Source organism: Pleomorphomonas sp. JP5 (assembly GCF_023721815.1).
Classification (GTDB): Bacteria; Pseudomonadota; Alphaproteobacteria; order Rhizobiales; family Pleomorphomonadaceae; genus Pleomorphomonas.
In genome coordinates, this window is the sequence record NZ_JAMDLI010000006.1 from 316654 (window position 1) to 332772 (window position 16119).

Below are 16119 nucleotides of genomic sequence, written 5' to 3' on the forward strand. Positions count from 1 at the left end.
ACGAAACAGTTATTTACTGTATCAGCCTGACAGGAAGGGGCGCGAGCTATCCGACTGTTCCCAATATATAATTCTCCTGTCATCCTTGCGCAGGCGAGGACCTCGGGCAGAATGGGGCAAGCCGTCGATATAGCGCTCCGGATCGGCTCGCGTCTTATCGGATCTACCGCATAACTCCGATTTAAGCGCCAACGGCGACAGCCCCTCACTCTTCCCCGAAGAAATCCTCGTCGAGCCGCTTGAACGCCACCTTGCGATACTCGCGCACACCCACCCCATGCTCGATCATCAGGTCGGCCAACTCCCGGCCGTCGATCAGGATCACCCGCTGCGTCAGGTGCTTGACGAAATCGCGGGCCGGTTGGCTGAAGGTGGAGGTGGTGACGAACACGCCCTTGCTGGCGCCGAGGCCGACGAGGCTGCCGACGAAGCCGTTGACGTCGGGCCGCCCCACCGGGCTTCCCGGCGCATAGCGCTTGGCCTGCACGTAGATGCGGTCGAGCCCCAGCCGGTCCTCGTTGACCACGCCGTCGACGCCGCCATCGCCCGAGCGGCCGAGCTGGGCGGCGGCGTCCTTGTGGCTACCGCCATAACCCATAGCCAACAGGAGATCGACGATCACCTGCTCGAAGAAGGCCGGGCTGTTGGCGAGGATGCGTTGCAACAGCTCGTCGCGCAGCGCCGCCGTCAGCGTGGCGTGGGCCGCGTCGATCTGCTCTTCCGGCGTCGTCGTCACCGGCGCGGCCTGTCTCACAGCCGTGTTCTCAACCACCTCTTCGCCAGCGGCTCCCTCACCCGTGTAAAACGCACGGAACTCGGGCTCCCGGAGCAGTAAGGCCACATCGATCTTTTCCGGCCCGGTGGCCAGCAGAGCCCGCCCCTTTTCGGTCGCCACGAAGCGCCCTCGAGCAGGCGTGACGACCAGCCCAGCCTTGCCCATGTAGGACTTCGCCCAATGGATGCGATTATGCAGCACCCGCTGCCGCCCACTGGGTAAAAGCTCTTCGCGCTCCTCGGCAGAAAGCCCGAACGCCTCCGCCACCCGCTCGGCCACATCGGCCACCCGCGTTTCGCCCTCGGCAGCGAGGCGGAGTACGGGCAGCATGAGGGTTTGGTAATCAGGGATGGGCATTACGTTTCCTCGGAACCAGCGGCCCAGTCGAAGACGCGCTCCTGCTGCTCCCGGAGGAAAACCGCTTCGTCAGTCACGGCATAGCCGAGTCGTCGGGCAGCATCACAGAAGCCTTTCAACGAGCTCGCCTCCAAGGAGCCATCGGCCAGATTCTGCTGATTGACAACAATCGCACTGGCTAGAGGCCACCCCTTCCCATGAGCAAACTCGAGGAGATCATCAAGATGCTTGTTCATCGCATATCGAACCTTGACCCACTCGACACCACTTTCGTCCGCCAACTGCTTGTAGGACAAAAAACGCCGATCCCTCGCTGCCTTCAAGACAGCCCGAAAAGTCTTGTCGAAATTCAGCCCCGCACCCTTGCGGCGAGCCTGCTCCGACAGCAGTTCGAGGTAGTACGCATCGTTGACTTTCCCTTGCCTCTGGTAGTTGGCCACCAGATTGGCGAGTTCGCTGTCGTCCCATTCTGCTACCGATTTCATGGCAAGCCCCCCGTTACGCGGTGATCACCCTGCCAGCAGTAGTTTTAAGTGACAACCGGAAAGACGAGGCCGCGAAAGACACGTTTTCACGTGGCATGAGCGAGGAGAGGCGCAAGTGGTTCAGGCTCAACTCCACCGCTTCGTACAAGATTGCGACAGATATCGTTCTTCGATACCGCAAGTATCGCGCAAGACGCTGACCGCCTACTTGATCTTGCCAATGCCGGTGCCAACGCCGCTCAGCGTCGTGCCAAATGCGCTCAAGACGCCGGCCGTGCGGCTGTTCTTCGCTTCCATGTCGTAGAGCGCCGCCTGATTGCGGGCGCTGACGGCCTGATTGCGCACGTCGTCGTAGTTCCGGTAGGCGTTGGTGCGGATGGTCAGCGCGTCGATGGCGCCCTGCTTGGCGGTGTCCACCATCAGGTCGAGCGGCGTTCCGAAGGTCGTATCGACGCCGTTGGCGGCCATCGCCGCCTGCTGCTTGGCCATCAGCTGCTGCGTCATGGCCTTCTGCTTCTGCTCTTCGCGCGTACCGGAATCCAGCACGTTCTTGGCCTGCCGCTCGGCCAGCATGGCGTTGTTGCGCTGCACCTCTGCGTTATACCGGGCGGCCTTCGACTGGGCGTTGGCGCTGGAAATCTGGCCGGCGCCGCTCAAGAGCCCGCCGCCGATCATCAATGCGGTTCCAAGTTCACACATCGCCGCGCTTCCTCATTTCGAACAGAACGAAGGGGTGACCGTGGATGTCGATGTCCCCCAGGAACTCGGCGCCCAGCCATTTCAGCCAGCGCAGCGAGGCCGTGTTGTCCCGGTCCACCACGTTGCGCAGCACCCGGTGGCGGGTGAACAGACCGGGCAGGCCTTCGGCCGTCGCCCTCAGGAACCAGCGCCAGTTTTCGGTGATGGCGTCGGTGCCGAGCAGCCAGGCGCCGCCGACGCCGGCCAGCACGTCGAGATCGCCGACGCCGTACATGATCTCCGGCCGGCCATCGATCAGCACCGTGAAGGCGTCGGAGTTGCGCATCGACTGGCGCAGCGCCTCCACTGGCCCAAGCCGCCCCGAGCGCTGGACTTCCAGCCGGTCGCTTTCCCGCATCCGCCGGCCGATCGACCGGCAGTGCTTGCCGCGCGCCGGAACAATTCTCACGTCAACGCCCAAGCGTCACCTCCGGCATGATGGCGAGGATGGACATCGGCAGCGGGTCGAACTGCTTGACGTAGAGGCCGCCGGCGCGGTTCCAGTCGGCCGGCGGCACCATGTCGATGTCGCCGGTGTAAAGGCCGATCGCCTGGTTCCACGCCTCGGTGGAGCGCTGCTTGAACTCGACGATGCGCTCGCCCTCGCGTCCCTCGTCGCGCGGGCCGACGAAGATGCCGCGCGTCTTTTCAACGCGCAGCACCACGCGCGACACCGACTTGAAGCGCCCCTGCACGGAGCCGATCTCATTGACCATGCCGAGGTCGAGATCCAGCGTCCTGAGCACCGCCGCGTACGGCAGGCCGACATGCACCTTGGCGGCCGCCACCGGCAGGCTCACCGCGCCGTTTTCCACCGTCAGGCCGCGCACCACGTTGCCGTCGGCGAGCGCCACCACCTCGCAACCCTCGAGGTGCGTCAGGCCAACGAGCCGCGTCACCGGCGCCCCCGAATAGGTGAGGCCGCAGTCGACGAAGAAGGCGTCCTCCACCCGGTCGAAGGCCCGGCTGTGCAGGCGCTCGATGTAGCGCCTGGTCGCGCCGTCGATGGTGCGCCTCACCACGAAATAGGGCACGTCCTCGCCGTTCTCGGCGATGGTGGTCACGTCCTCGAACACCGCGCCCGCGCCGCTCTCGTGCCGCGTCCAGGCCCACACCTCGTGTTCCTTCATGTAGGTGAGCGACACCAGAGAGCCGTCGTCCAGCACCACCCAGACGATGGAGCTCGGCGCCTGCGCATAGGCCCAGGCCTTGATCGAGCGGTTCTCGAACAGGTGGCGGCTCATGATGGTCAGGTCTTTGCCCACCCAGGCGTCGTCGCCGTAGCTGTAGGAAAAGTCGCGGATCACCCCGCCCGAGCGCTGGGCGAACAGCACCGTCTCGCCGACGTTGATCGGCTGCACCGGCGCCGCGCCGCGATAGCCCTGGTTGGCGATGACGATGGCGCTGGGCGTGATGGCGTCCGACGCCGAACCGCCCGTCACCACCCATTCGGCCGACGATGTCAGCAGCAACAGGCCATAGCGCGCCGCCAGCATGGACCGGACGATGTTCACCTGCCGCGCCCGCATGCGGAAGGTGATGGCGTCGCTGTCTTTCGCCGGCGAGGCATAGCCGAAATTCTCGTAGTTGGCGGTCTGGCTGAGATAGACCGCCTGCGGCTCGTTGTCGGTGGAGGCCAGCGCCAACCGCTGCTGGATGAAGGTGACGGCGCGCGGGTAGTTGCCGGGGCCATCGAACGGGTTGCGGCCGATCTGCGGCCCGTCGGCCGTGTCGGCGGTGATGTTCTCGTCGTCGAGCTGCAACTCGGTGGTCGAGCCGATGTAGCCGAACGAGCCGTTGGAAAACTTGTAGACCACGTATTTGCTGGCGCCGGTCACCGCGCTCCACGTCACGCGGTTGATGCCGCCGTCGACCGTGAGGTCGTTGACGCAGGAGGCCTCGTCCGACGGCAGGCTCTCCTCGCCCGACGCTTCGCTCACCGCCGCCACCTTGTAGCGATAGGTATGCGCCTTGTAGCCCGTCTGTCCGGAGGTGCTCGATTGCGCTGCGGCGGCGATCGTCGTCGGCGCCGTCATGGCCGGCGCGAAACTCGGCTCGGTCAGCGTCCAGTTGTCGTCGGCATAGCGGGAGAGCTTCTTCACCGGGTGGCGCGGGTGGACGATGTACATCACGTCCGCTTCCTGGGCGAACACGAGGTCGTCGAGATCGGCCGAGGCATAGGGCGAAGCCAGCTCGTAGGCGCCACCGCCAGTGGCGACGATCAGGCCGCCGTTGCGCCAGAAGCGCAGCGAACCGTCGCCGAACTCGATCACGTAGGACTGGCTCTCGTTGAACTGGAAGGGGATCAGCCGCGTCAGCCGGTCGCTCGCCTTCACCTCGCCCACGAACTCCAGCCCGGCGCGGTTCTGCGCCCCGCCATGGGCCTGAATGGTGAGGTTCAGCGCCGTCTTCAGGCCGAGCGCGTAGGTCTTGGTGTCGACGCGCGCCCACAGGGCCGGCGACAGCTCGCCGCCCACGAAGGCCGGCTGATAGGCCCGGAGCGTCATTGGCGCACCCGCTCGTAGTCGGAAACGAAGCTGCCGCTCTGCGGCTCGTCGTTGGCGTCGGCGGCGCTGGCGGCCGCCTGCGTCTGCAGCGCCATCTGGAAGGCCGCCTGCCGCTGGCCGGGGTCGCGCGTGAGCGGCATGGCCAGCCGCGCCGCGAGGTGCCACGACAGCGCCTCGACGAACAGCGGCGTGAACTTGCTGGGGTCGTCGATCCGGCGGATGTAGTGCAGCACGGCCGGCGAGATGTCGGCATGAAGCCGGTCGCCGGAGAGTTCGTAAGGGCAAGGGCCGTCGGCCACCGCGCCATCGGCCGGCCGCACCTCGCGCACCCGGATCAGGTCGCCCGGCAGCGCGTAGGCATGCGCCCAGCGCCCGAGGCTGGCCGGCTGTTCCGCCGTGCGCGTCACCTCGGCCAGCACCACCGCGTGACGGGCAAAGCGCCAGGGCGGACCGGCGGCGAGCAACGCATCCAGCGTCTGCCCATAAAACCGATTGCACGCCCGCGCCTCGCTGCTCGCCTCGCTGAGAGCGTCGATCTTGTCGGCCCCGAGGTGGCCGAGAGCCAGATTGCAGATAGAAACCGTCGATGCCATGAACCACCTCGAAAACCGTGCCGCACTCTAGGCAGGCGGTGGTTTGCGCGGTGGCGGGCGGGCAGAAACGAGAAGCCGCCGCGACGGTCCTCCATCGCGGCGGCGTATCAGGTTCAAGCTAGACTCGCTGGGGTGAGGCAGCTGGCGACGGCTTCGAGAACCGAAGCGGAGCGGGCTTGAGGCCCGTGAGCACCGGAAGCGCAGAAGACTAAGCCAAGGCATTCGCCCGAAAAGTTGCAGACTTTTCGGATCAGACGAATGCCAGTGATGTCCAGCCCAGCAGAGTCTAGATTCTGCCCATCAGCATCAGGATGACGAGGATCAGCAATATCAGGCCGAGGCCGCCCGACGGGCCATAGCCCCAGCGCGAGGAATAGGGCCAGGTCGGCAGCGCGCCGAGCAGGACAAGAATGAGGACGATGATCAGGATTGTGCCGAGCGTCATGTGTGGCTCCTAGGCTTGAGGGGCGCGGAGAGAAATCCCCCGCGAGAAATATCGATCCACCCTAAGCAAATTCCGGAGAGGCCCTGCCGGTTCCATCAAGCCGACCGTGGGGTGCGCTTCGTTGCGCTGCGGGGGTAGCGGGAACGAAGAGTCGGACACCACCCGGAGCGGTGACGCAGGCACAAAGAGCCGACGTCCGGCACCTGCCTGATTTCCCGATCGGGAAATTTTCACGATCGCCCAGTGCTCATTCAAGCAAATTTCCCGCTCGGGAATATTCACTGGACAGGCGCCAGGATTCTGGGCTATTTTCCCGCTCGGGAAAGAACATGTCCAAACGCGTCCTCAGCTCTGCCGAGATCGGCGACATCGTCCGCGCAACCCGCAAGGCGCAAGACTTGCGGCAGGACGAGCTTGCGGGCGCCTCCGGCGTCGGGCTGCGGTTCATCGTCGATCTTGAGGCCGGCAAGCCGACGGCGCAGATCGGCAAGGTGCTTCAGGTGTTGCAAGCGCTTGGCTGCGCGGTGGACATCCAGCCGCCTGGCGAGTGTGCACGATGACGGACAAGCGCCTCATTGTCTGGTGGGACGGGCAGGTCGTCGGCCAACTCACGCAGGATCGGCATGGCGACATCGCCTTTGCCTATGCCCCTTCGTGGCTGGAAGGCGTCGAGCCGCGCCCGCTGTCCGCGTCGCTGCCCTTGCGCGCAGATCCGTTCGGTCGGCGGGAATGCCGCCCCTTCTTCGGCGGTCTGCTGCCGGAAGAGGGGCAGCGCACCGCCGCCGCGCAAGCGCTGGGAGTTTCGCCCGCCAATGACTTCGCGTTGCTCGATCGCCTGGGCGGCGATGTTGCCGGCGCACTACAGCTTCTGCCGCCCGGCGAGGCGCCCTCCGAGCCGGACATTTCGGCCAGTCGGCAGCCCGAGCCACTCGACGAGGCGGGCATTCTCCGCGTTCTGGACGCCCTGCCGGTGCGCCCGCTCCTGGCCGGTCAGGAGGGGCTTCGCCTGTCTCTGGCCGGTGCGCAGTCCAAGGTGCCCGTCGTTCTGGTCAATGGGCAAGTCGCTCTGCCTTTGCCCGGCCAGCCCACCACGCACATTCTGAAGCCGCCGATCGCGCGCTTTCCGGGAACGGCCGAGAACGAAGCCTTCGTGATGCGACTGGCGGCCGCCGTGGGGCTGGATGTCGCGCCGGTCGAACTCAGATCCGCAGAGCGCCGCCCGTTCCTCCTGGTCGGGCGATATGACCGCCGTCGCGACACGAACGGCATCGTACGCCGCCTTCATCAGGAGGACTTCTGTCAAGCGCTCGGCGTGCCGCCGGAAACCAAATACGCCAGCGAAGGCGGCCCCACGTTCAAGGACTGTTTCGATCTCGTCCGGCGCGTCTCGTCAAGGCCCGCCGTCGACGTGCTCAAGCTGCTGGATGCCGCCATCTTCAACCTGATCGCCGGCAATGCCGACGCGCACGGAAAGAACGTCTCGATCCTCTATGGCGAGGAGGGGCCGAGGCTGGCCCCGCTCTACGATCTCCTGTCGACGATCGCCTATCCCGAGCTTGCCCCCAACATGGCCATGCGGTTCGGCAAGAGGGCGACGCTTCAGAACATGGATGCCGATGGCTGGAAGGCCTTTGCCAGAGAGGCCGGCGTGGGTTGGCCGCTGGTGCGGCGCCGGGTCGGCGAGCTCGGCGCGGAAATCATCGCTCGCGCCGAAAGCGTCGCTGAAGACCTGAACTGTCCCAACCCCGAAGACAATCGCCTCGATGCGCTCATCCGACTTGTCGCGGATCGAGGAGACACTGCGCAAAGAAGCCTTGGGTAGCGACCCCGCGAAACACCATGCCGCGTCGCCATCCACCCAAGCCACTCACCACCACCTGCGGATGCCGCAAGGCTCCAGCCATTCACGCGGAAACGCCCCGAGGTTGACCACGGTCGTCGGCGACAGTTCGTAGAAGGCCATCTCGCGGTAGCTCCACGCATAGGGCTTGCAGTCCTTCATGGCGGCGGCGTGGACGAAGAACTGGAAGTCGGCCGGGGCGTTTTGAAGGGAGCTGACGAACCAGCTGGCAACGTAGCTGTCCGGCTTGAACCGCGCCACCTCCACCGCCCGCAAGGCCGTCGCATAACCGCCGACCAGCCCCGCCGACAGCAGCATCCAGAAGGCGACGAACATCGGCAGCGCAAAGCGTTGCGTCGCGAGACGGCGCCCGGCGGCACGGCTGGCGACGACGGCGATAGCGGCAGCGGCGGCGACCAACAAAATCCAGCCCGGCGCTCCCAGATGGTCGCGATAGAGCGTCAGGAGCGCAATCGGCATCAACGGCCCGCCGCAGAGCAACACCGACAGGAAAAGGTAGGTCAGCACCGTCAGGCCGAAGCTCTTCATTTGCCGCCCTCTTGATGCCCGCCATCGGGATCGCGGTTCGGATTGTCAACCTCCAGTAGCACTCCCGGGCGCGGAATGCACCGACAAGCGTCCCCCCAAAACAGCAACATCGTCCAATCCGCCGCCGCCCGCCCCTGCCATCCTCCCCGCATCAACCGCGAGGCGCCCACGCCTCCGAACGCGAAAGGCCGGATCATGAAGACGCTTCTGGAAACAATGGCCGAGGGCAACCGCGCCGCGCCCGGCGCTGCCGGCGAGGGGTGGACGGCGCATCCGTCGTTTCCCGGCGTCGAGCTGAAGCCGCTTGTCCGGGGCGCGGCCACCGGCGGCGCCTTCTCGACGCTGATGGTGCGCATCGCCCCCGGTGGCGCCATGCTGCCGCACAAGCACGACAGCGAGGTCGAGCAGCATTTCGTCGTCGCCGGCCGGGGCGTCGCCGATCTCGCCGGGCGAGCCGTCGACTACGCCGAGGGGGCCTTGATGATCATCCCGCCCGCCACCCTACACTCGATCCGGGCCGGCGAGGCTGGTATGACGCTGATGGCGCTGTTCGCGCCGGCGATCAACTGACGACATCAACTGAGGACAGCCGTGGCGGGCGAGGTTCATCACGGGCGCGACGGCACCGGCGCGGTCGAGACGGTGCGGGTGGACGGCGCCGTCGCCGAAACGCCGATGCACGCCCACCTGTCGCTGATCCTCGGCCTCGTCGATGCCGGCACGCGCCACATCGTCCTCCCCGACGGTCCACATCGCCTCGAACCCGGCGATGGCTTCGTCATCCCGCCCGACACGGCGCACGCCTTCGCCGCCAGCGCCGAGGGCAGTCATCGCGTCGTCGCCCTTTCGCCGGGCAACCTGCCGCCCTGGCGGGCCGCCATCATCCGGGACTCCAGCTGGCGCACCGCCTTCGACGCCCTGTTCGATGCGGCGGAATCAGGCCGCCCCAACGCGACGGATCTCGTCCCCGCCCTCCTCATGGAAACCGATCGCCTCGCTCCACGCACAGCCCAGCCCGGCCCGATGCCCCGGCCGCTGCGCGCCGCCCGGCGTCTTGCCGGCGAACGGCTCGACGAGGATGTCGACCTCCGGGCGCTTGGCCGCCTTGCCGGCCTGTCGCCCTTCCACCTGCACCGGCTCTATCGCCGCGCCTACGGCCTGACGCCGGCCGAACACCGGCTGGAAGCCCGCCTGCGCCTCGCCCGGCGGCTGATCCTCTCCGGCGTCGCCATCGCCGAGGCAGCGGCCACCGCCGGCTTCGCCGACCAAAGCCACCTCACCCGCGCCTTCCGCAAACTGATGGGCACCTCGCCCGGCCGCTGGGCGCGTGAGATGCGGCGGTGAGGGGGGAGCGACGCCGATATCACGCGTCCCTGTTCATAGAGCCTGATAGAACCCGCCGAGATTTCTCGTCCTGAGGTCCTGGCCTTCGCCAGGATGACAGGAGAGGGATAGGGGCGGGAGCTTCGCTGGAGCTCGGGCAGCGGTGAGGGTGCCGCTTATCTCCCTGTTTCATATCAATTAACTGTCATCCTGGCGAAGGCCAGGACCTCAGGCAGAAAGAGGCATCGAAGCCGATATCAGGCTCCCTTGTTCAAGGAGACTGATAGAGTCCTCTGCGACGTCAGGCAGAATGGGGCAAATGGCAAGTATCGGTCGCCACCTCTCCCGCTCGGCGAAGGTGCTGCCCAAAGCGCCCGAGCGGCAGGCCGTTCTCTTCCACCCAGCGGTTTGAGCTGGCGATGGCATCGGCGTTATCGCGCCGCCATTGCTCGGCGGCGAGCGACAGACCGGTTGCCTTGCGATGGGGGTGTCGAGCGGACATCGAAGACCTTCAAAGGATCATCCGTAGCCAATATGCGCACAGGAGCGCCCCCCGCGCAAACCTACTTCCCCTGTTCGTCGATGATCCGGCCGACGACCGGCGCGGCGACCAGCGCCACGGCGGTCCAGAGGATGGCGATCTTCATGGCCCGGCAGAGGGGCCCGTTCCGGCGGGAGCAACACAGCATGTCGTCTCTGGCGGCAGCGCCGCCCTTCTGCAAGCCACGCCGGGCAGGACGTCCGGCGCTGACCGGACAACGGCCGGCGCGCCACCCGGTTCCGAGCGGCGCGCCGTCACTTTTCACTCCGGCAGCTTGAAGCCCGGCACCAGGATCACCTTCAGAAGCTCCGTCGGCGTCGCCTTGGCGTCCTCGGCGGCGGCCTTCAGCCGGTCGCCGGGCGCTGCGTCGATGCCGGCCGCCTTGAGGCGCGCCATCACCTCGTCGGTGGGAAGCGCCAGCTCGGTCGCCACCTGCTCGATCGTCTTGGCGCCGAAGCCCGCGCCCTCGAAGCGCTGGTCGACCAGCTCGGGCGTCCAGGCGGCGCTGGCGTCGATGGGCGCCGGCACCACCGACGGCACGCGCTTGATCACCTCAACCCAGATCTCGGCCGGGCTGACGCCATTGCGGTCGGCCACGCGCCGCAGCGTGTCGGCCGTCGTCTCCACCGTGTAGCCGGCCTCGCGGATAGCGCCGACGATGGCGCCCACCGGCGTCGCCGTGCGCAGCGCCATGGTGTCCAGCGTGACCTCCTCGGCGTGGCCGAACGGCGGCTCCATGCTGGCGTCCACCGACCAAGACGCCTTGATGGCAGTGCTCAGGTCGAGCACCCAGGTGAAGGGCGGCACGCCCCACAGCGTTCCCGCCACCAGCAGCGCCAGGAAGGCGGTCGCCACCGGCGCCTCGGGCCGGATCGACACCTTCTGCTGGAAGCGGTGGCGCAGGTAGGCCACGAACTGCCGCCAGTTGAACCACAGGTGGATGAAGCCGGCGATCAGGAACAACAGGCTGGAGGTGACGTGGATCGCCCCCCACTCTTCCTTGGTCAGCCCGCCCAGAGACCAGTCGACCCAGTAGGCGAGCCGCCCCTCGGGCGTTGCGAACAGCATCAAGCCGGTGACGCCCATGATCAGGAAGCCGCCGGTCGTCATCATCGAAGTCATGGCCCGCCAGCTGAACTGCCGGCCGTTCGTCATCTCGCTCATCATCGCCTCCAACCCCATGCCAAGCGCCGCGCAAGTCCGGAGGCGAAAACGCGTTCCACGCTCGCTGGAGTTGCCCTGGCAACGGCATGTTTACCCATACCATTATTTTGGCAATCGCGAATATACCGATGTTTTGTAACGGGCCGTCGCGCCAAACGGTCGGGCGATACGCCTCGTTACAAGTGTGACACTTCCGCGTCGGGGCTTCCGTTCGCCCGGTTTCCTCCGATAAAGTCGCCGCCCAGCCGACAGGAGCCCCAGCCATGCGCATTCACATCGTCGTCCACGAAGCCTTCGAGGCGCCCGGCGCCTATGAAACCTGGGCGGCGGGCCGCGGCCACAGCGTGGCCTACTCCCGCGTCTATCTCGGCGAGCCGCTACCAACCTCCGTCGACGGCTTCGACATGCTGGCGGTGATGGGCGGCCCGCAGTCGCCCGCCACCACGGTCGAGGAATGCCCCCATTTCGACAGCCCGGCCGAGCAGGCGCTGATCGCCCGGGCGATCGCCGCCGGCAAGGTCGTCGTCGGCGTCTGCCTCGGCTCGCAGCTGATGGGCGAGGCGCTTGGCGCGCCCTGCGAACGCAGCCCGGAAACGGAAATCGGCAAGTTCCCCATCACGCTGACGCCGGCCGGCCGCGCCCACGACCTCTTCGCCCACTTCGGCCCCACGCTTGAGGTCGGCCACTGGCACTCCGACATGCCCGGCCTGACGCCCGACGCCGTGGTGATCGCCACTAGCGAGGGTTGCCCTCGCCAGATCGTCGCCTACGGCCCGCTCGCCTACGGCTTCCAGTGCCACATGGAATTCACCCCCGAGGTGATCGACCTCCTCATCGCCGCCTCCGAAGCCGACCTCGCCGCCCGCAAGACCAACCGCTTCGTCCAGCAACCCGCCGCCCTGCGCGCCAACGACTACACCGCCATGAACGAGATGCTGTTCACCTTCCTCGACAAGCTGGTGGCGGCGTACCGGGCGCGGCAGTAGGGGACACCTCCATCGCGGCACCCGCTTCGCTCGGCGAGCTTGCAAGCGGCCCATCCAACTGAAACATAAATATAAATCGTCATCCTGCGCGTAGGCGCAGGACCTCAGGCAGGAAGGGGCGCAACGCCGATATCGCGCTCCCTGTTCATGGAGCCCGATACGAACCGCCGCGATTTCTCGTCCTGAGGTCCTGCGCCTACGCGCAGGATGACAATTCATTGATATAAAACAATGGGATGCGCCCTGCTTCCGCCGCATCTCCGCCATCCGGCAGAGGCTCCCGCCCCTATCCCCCTCCCGTCATCCTGGCGCAGGCCACTTGCATTCGCGGGCGAATGCAAGGTGGACCTCAGGCCGAAAGGGGCTCCGAAGCCCATATCACCCTCCCATCCAGCTCGCTCCCAAAGCCGGCCTCAAAATTCGCTGGGGTGAGGCATCCCTGGGCATCCGCTTGGCCCGAAAAGTCTGCAACTTTTTCGGGCGGATGCCCTTGGCGACGGGTTCGAGAACCGGAGCGGAGCGAACTTAAGGTTCGTGAGCACCGGAAGCGCAGAGCCCTAAGCCAGCTTCCCGCCCCAGTAGAATTTTCAGGCCGGCTTTCAGTGGTGGCAGTCTTCGCCCTCCGCATGATGCGCGCAGGTGTGGTCGTCGCTGAAGGCGGGGAGTTGCTGGCTGAGGAAGGCGTCGACCACCTCGCCCACCTTGCGGTGCTCGCCGGCGTAGAACGGCTGGATGCCCGAGGCGAGGAAACCCGACAGCGGCCGCGCGCCCATGCCATAGGCGACGATGGCCGTCACGCCGCGCTCGGCGAGCTGGCGCACCGGCGCCAGGCAGTTGTCGTGCGGCAGGGCCGGCAGCACGGCGGTTTCCACCACCGAGCCGTTGTCGATGCGGAACAGCGAGAAGGCGTCGCAGTGGCCGAAGTGGCCGGAAATGTCGGCGTCGAAGCCGCCGGGAGCGTCGGAGGGAACGGCAAGCAGGGTCATGATCGGTCTTCGTCCTTCAGGTTCAAAGGCGTATCTCCCGCAACGAAGCTGCCCTTCGGCCTGTGCCCGCAGCCGCCATCCTTGGACCGCGTCACGGCGCCGCCCTCGATGCGCAACGCCAGCCCACGCGTGATGGCGGTGGCCGTCACCCGCCGCGCCTCACCGAGGATGCGCGACAGCGTCGACCGCGACACGTTCATCCTGAGAGCCGCCTCCTGCTGGTCCAGCCCCTCGACATCGACGAGGCGCAGCGCCTCGTGTCCGTCCAGCGTCAGCACGATCTCGCTGAGCGAGACCATCGGAATGCCCTGTGGCTTGAAATAGCTGGCGGGCAAGTCGTCGCTGACGGTGCGGGGCTTCTGCGGTCTCGCCATCCGGACTCCGTTTTGGGAATACACCCATAATATGCGCCACCGATCCCCGGCGCGACAGTCGGTTATGCACGTATACTCACAAGATGGGAAACGGGAAAGCCGCCCGTCGGGGCCGATACGCGTTCCGCTTGATCCGGACTCATCCGGCTCAAGCGGGTCTCGGCCTGACCGGCCGGCGCCCGGTCGGGCGCTTCCGCCTCCGTCAGCTTCCGACCCGAAAGGTCAAAACCCGACGGAAGCGGTGTGAGGCTACGGCCCGTCGCTCGGCGCCAGCGTGAAGTAGTCGCCGGACCGCAGTTCGGCGGTGCCGTCCTCGTAGCGGAGATAGGCATAGCCGTGATCGTCGATCTGCCGCCCGGCGTAGAGCTGCATGAATGCCACCTTCTTGCCGGTCTGCCGGCAAACCATGCCGTTGGCCGTGATCTCCGCCATCATCGCCCTGGAGCGGTCGACCCGCTTTTCCAGCGCCTGCTTGCGCTTGGCCTGCATCGACGGCAGCTCCGCCTCGTTCTCGCCGGCCTGTTGCTCGATAAGCGCGGCATGCTGCGCCTTGAGCGCGTCGACCAGCGAGCGGAGATAGTCCTTCTTGTCCGTCGGCGTGAGGAACTGGTCGGCCAGCACGTCCTCATAGTCTTCCGACAGCTCTGCCACCTCGTCGGCCGCCTGCCTGACGTCGCCGTCGATCTCCTTGAGGTGGTTCCACCAGGTCCGCTCGGGGCGGACGGGGATGGGTGCCGGCGTTGCGTCGAGGTTGATCTCCCAGGCCGCGCGGGGGAGCGGCTTCGGCGCCGCCGCCTTGCCAAGGATCATCAGCAAGATGAGCCCCAGCCCCGCTGTGAAGAAGCAGACCACGCCCCATATCCAGGGATTGCGATTGGTCAGGGTCGCAATGTAACCGCCGACGAAGCCCGTCAGGCAGGCCGCGAAAAGCCACCGCCAGATCTCGTAATCGTACATGTCCCGAACGTCCTCCAGCCCCGCGCACCGGGCGCCCCCTCGAATCGCCGCCGACGAACCATCCCGCCCAGCGCCTTGACTTACGACAAGGGCGAGCCAAACCGAGTCAGCAGCCTGAGGTGGCAATCTAGGCAGCCCCCATGGGCCGGGCAATCGCAATCCTGCGAACTCACCTTGGAAATAAGGACAGGGTTACCCCCCTCGCGGGAGCCCTCGAACCGCACAACTGTTCCAGCCCGATCCACGACGGCCATATCGGACGCCAGTGACAGGGAGCGCGATACCGCCGGGGCTCTCATCCGCGCCCGTCATGTCACTTGAACCGCTCGCCGGGGTAGACGCCCCACAGCCGCTCCTGCTTGACGAAGCCCGACACCTTCGAGGTCGCCACCTCGCACCAGCGGCCGTCGCAGCCGCGCAGCCGGACGACGACGCGGGGCTCCAGCACCGCCGACACCGGTCCGTCGGGGCGCTTCCTCAGCCGCACCGAGACCCCGCCCGACCACGGCTCCACCAGCGCCGTCCGCCGGCCGGACAGCAGCGGCGCGAAAACCCAGCCGTCCTCGCCGGTCCAGTCGCGGATGCGCCGCCAGTTGCCATACTCCTGGTAGATCTCCACCGGCAGGTCGCGCCGGACAAAGGTCCACTTCACGGCATAGTCCGTGCCGGGGCCATGCCTGACGTGGGCCTTGATCGCCTTCACGCTGACAAACCGTGGCAGCGGCAGACCCGAAGGCCCGCGCAAACCGGCCGACGCGGTCCCTGACTGCAGCACGACGACCAGCGCCACGCAGGCCGCGACGCACACCGCGACAAAAGAAACTCGAAAGATCCGGCTCATGTCTCCTCGGGCAACTCCATGGTCAAGCGACAGGGCGCGCGGGGGCTCCAGCCAAAGACGCCGGAGCATGCGCTCGGCGACCATTCGAGTTGGCCGGCGGGCGCTTTTTCCAAGGCCGCTCAAACACATTGGCAACCGGCCTGTGTCTGGAGCGACCCGACGCATGCTCTACCACGCAAAGGCCCGATGCAACACCTCCACCCCATACATCCCCCCCCCCGCCCCTTCCTGCCCGAGATCCTCTGCCTTCGAGAGAGGAGGACAGGTTGATGGAAAGGAGAGTTTCACCTTGAAGCGTGGAAGGGCCGAAGGGCGAGGGCAAGCGGACACATGCCAGGCACCCGTTCCCTATCCCTTTCCTGTCCTCCTCTGCGAAGGCAGAGGACCTCAGGACGGTGGAGCGAGCCGCCGATATCAGCTCCCACTCTCGCCAGCCCGCCGATACACCCCCACCGCCCCTTCCTGCCCGAGATCCTCTGCCTTCGCAGAGGAGGACAGGTTGATGGGAACGGGCGCCCGATATCAACCTCGCGCCCTTTCCGGCCTGAGGTCCTGCGCCTAAAGCCACTGCTGTCCGGTTTAAATCACTGGACAGGGTGCATGGCATTGATTCTACTCGTCTTCAGACGTTTAGCCGCGTTCTGGACACGAGCAGGAG

At 66.4% G+C, this 16119-nt stretch carries 20 protein-coding genes; 5 read left to right on the forward strand and 15 right to left on the reverse strand.

Annotation, left to right across the window (positions count from 1 at the left end):
- Positions 1 to 205: 205 nt before the first annotated feature.
- The 7 genes from M4J40_RS06805 to M4J40_RS06835 form a co-directional block, all read right to left on the reverse strand.
- Positions 206 to 1132 (reverse strand): restriction endonuclease, encoded by a 927-nt coding sequence (locus tag M4J40_RS06805; RefSeq protein WP_251753114.1) that lies wholly within the window; start codon positions 1130 to 1132, stop codon positions 206 to 208.
- Complete coding sequence (locus M4J40_RS06810) at positions 1132 to 1617, reverse strand: hypothetical protein (protein WP_251753115.1); 486 nt, start codon at positions 1615 to 1617, stop codon at positions 1132 to 1134. Before M4J40_RS06810 ends, M4J40_RS06805 begins: the two co-directional genes overlap by 1 nt.
- 204 nt (positions 1618 to 1821) lie before the next feature.
- Positions 1822 to 2316, reverse strand: coding sequence for a hypothetical protein (locus M4J40_RS06815; RefSeq protein ID WP_251753117.1), 495 nt, complete (start codon positions 2314 to 2316; stop codon positions 1822 to 1824).
- On the reverse strand, positions 2309 to 2764 hold the full coding sequence (locus M4J40_RS06820; RefSeq protein WP_251753119.1) for a hypothetical protein: 456 nt from the start codon (positions 2762 to 2764) through the stop codon (positions 2309 to 2311). The genes M4J40_RS06815 and M4J40_RS06820 overlap by 8 nt, the downstream gene beginning before the upstream one ends.
- A 1-nt stretch (position 2765) precedes the next feature.
- Positions 2766 to 4862, reverse strand: coding sequence for a hypothetical protein (locus M4J40_RS06825; protein WP_251753121.1), 2097 nt, complete (start codon positions 4860 to 4862; stop codon positions 2766 to 2768).
- Positions 4859 to 5455: a hypothetical protein gene (locus tag M4J40_RS06830; RefSeq protein ID WP_251753123.1), complete on the reverse strand. Its 597-nt coding sequence runs from the start codon at positions 5453 to 5455 to the stop codon at positions 4859 to 4861. Before M4J40_RS06830 ends, M4J40_RS06825 begins: the two co-directional genes overlap by 4 nt.
- 286 nt (positions 5456 to 5741) lie before the next feature.
- Positions 5742 to 5900 (reverse strand): DUF3309 family protein, encoded by a 159-nt coding sequence (locus tag M4J40_RS06835; protein WP_251753125.1) that lies wholly within the window; start codon positions 5898 to 5900, stop codon positions 5742 to 5744.
- 329 nt (positions 5901 to 6229) lie between these two features.
- Between M4J40_RS06835 and M4J40_RS06840 the strand changes: the two genes are divergently transcribed.
- Complete coding sequence (locus tag M4J40_RS06840) at positions 6230 to 6460, forward strand: helix-turn-helix transcriptional regulator (RefSeq protein ID WP_251753126.1); 231 nt, start codon at positions 6230 to 6232, stop codon at positions 6458 to 6460.
- Positions 6457 to 7722, forward strand: a complete 1266-nt coding sequence (locus M4J40_RS06845; RefSeq protein WP_251753127.1) for a type II toxin-antitoxin system HipA family toxin — start codon at positions 6457 to 6459, stop codon at positions 7720 to 7722. The genes M4J40_RS06840 and M4J40_RS06845 overlap by 4 nt, the downstream gene beginning before the upstream one ends.
- A gap of 45 nt (positions 7723 to 7767) precedes the next feature.
- Here M4J40_RS06845 and M4J40_RS06850 read toward each other — a convergent pair whose 3' ends face one another.
- Positions 7768 to 8289 carry a hypothetical protein gene (locus M4J40_RS06850; protein ID WP_251753128.1) on the reverse strand — a complete coding sequence of 174 codons (522 nt, stop codon included), beginning with the start codon at positions 8287 to 8289 and terminating at the stop codon, positions 7768 to 7770.
- Between the two features lie 195 nt (positions 8290 to 8484).
- Here M4J40_RS06850 and M4J40_RS06855 point away from each other — a divergent pair, with 195 nt between their 5' ends.
- Together M4J40_RS06855 and M4J40_RS06860 are read left to right on the forward strand one after the other, a co-directional pair.
- Positions 8485 to 8859: a cupin domain-containing protein gene (locus M4J40_RS06855; protein ID WP_251753129.1), complete on the forward strand. Its 375-nt coding sequence runs from the start codon at positions 8485 to 8487 to the stop codon at positions 8857 to 8859.
- A 21-nt stretch (positions 8860 to 8880) separates the two neighbouring features.
- A complete protein-coding gene (locus M4J40_RS06860) occupies positions 8881 to 9633 on the forward strand; it encodes a helix-turn-helix domain-containing protein (RefSeq protein WP_251753130.1) in 753 nt (250 codons plus the stop codon).
- Between the two features lie 280 nt (positions 9634 to 9913).
- On the opposite strand, the gene M4J40_RS06865 is transcribed toward M4J40_RS06860, so the two are convergent.
- The 3 genes from M4J40_RS06865 to M4J40_RS06870 form a co-directional block, all read right to left on the reverse strand.
- A complete protein-coding gene (locus M4J40_RS06865) occupies positions 9914 to 10114 on the reverse strand; it encodes a type II toxin-antitoxin system CcdA family antitoxin (RefSeq protein WP_251753131.1) in 201 nt (66 codons plus the stop codon).
- Positions 10115 to 10175: 61 nt separating this feature from the next.
- Positions 10176 to 10301 (reverse strand): hypothetical protein, encoded by a 126-nt coding sequence (locus M4J40_RS22385; RefSeq protein WP_257235122.1) that lies wholly within the window; start codon positions 10299 to 10301, stop codon positions 10176 to 10178.
- 113 nt (positions 10302 to 10414) lie between these two features.
- A complete protein-coding gene (locus M4J40_RS06870) occupies positions 10415 to 11317 on the reverse strand; it encodes a DUF4405 domain-containing protein (protein ID WP_251753132.1) in 903 nt (300 codons plus the stop codon).
- 263 nt (positions 11318 to 11580) lie between these two features.
- Between M4J40_RS06870 and M4J40_RS06875 the strand changes: the two genes are divergently transcribed.
- Positions 11581 to 12303, forward strand: coding sequence for a type 1 glutamine amidotransferase (locus tag M4J40_RS06875; protein WP_251753134.1), 723 nt, complete (start codon positions 11581 to 11583; stop codon positions 12301 to 12303).
- A gap of 599 nt (positions 12304 to 12902) precedes the next feature.
- On the opposite strand, the gene M4J40_RS06880 is transcribed toward M4J40_RS06875, so the two are convergent.
- The 4 genes from M4J40_RS06880 to M4J40_RS06895 all read right to left on the reverse strand — a co-directional run bounded on the left by M4J40_RS06880 (position 12903) and on the right by M4J40_RS06895 (position 15530).
- Positions 12903 to 13289 (reverse strand): NifB/NifX family molybdenum-iron cluster-binding protein, encoded by a 387-nt coding sequence (locus M4J40_RS06880; RefSeq protein ID WP_251753135.1) that lies wholly within the window; start codon positions 13287 to 13289, stop codon positions 12903 to 12905.
- Entirely contained in the window at positions 13286 to 13663 is a 378-nt protein-coding gene (locus M4J40_RS06885; protein ID WP_251753136.1) for a DUF134 domain-containing protein, read from the reverse strand. Before M4J40_RS06885 ends, M4J40_RS06880 begins: the two co-directional genes overlap by 4 nt.
- A 249-nt stretch (positions 13664 to 13912) precedes the next feature.
- Complete coding sequence (locus M4J40_RS06890; RefSeq protein ID WP_251753138.1) at positions 13913 to 14620, reverse strand: hypothetical protein; 708 nt, start codon at positions 14618 to 14620, stop codon at positions 13913 to 13915.
- A 313-nt stretch (positions 14621 to 14933) separates the two neighbouring features.
- Complete coding sequence (locus tag M4J40_RS06895; protein ID WP_251753140.1) at positions 14934 to 15530, reverse strand: SH3 domain-containing protein; 597 nt, start codon at positions 15528 to 15530, stop codon at positions 14934 to 14936.
- Positions 15531 to 16119: the final 589 nt, after the last annotated feature.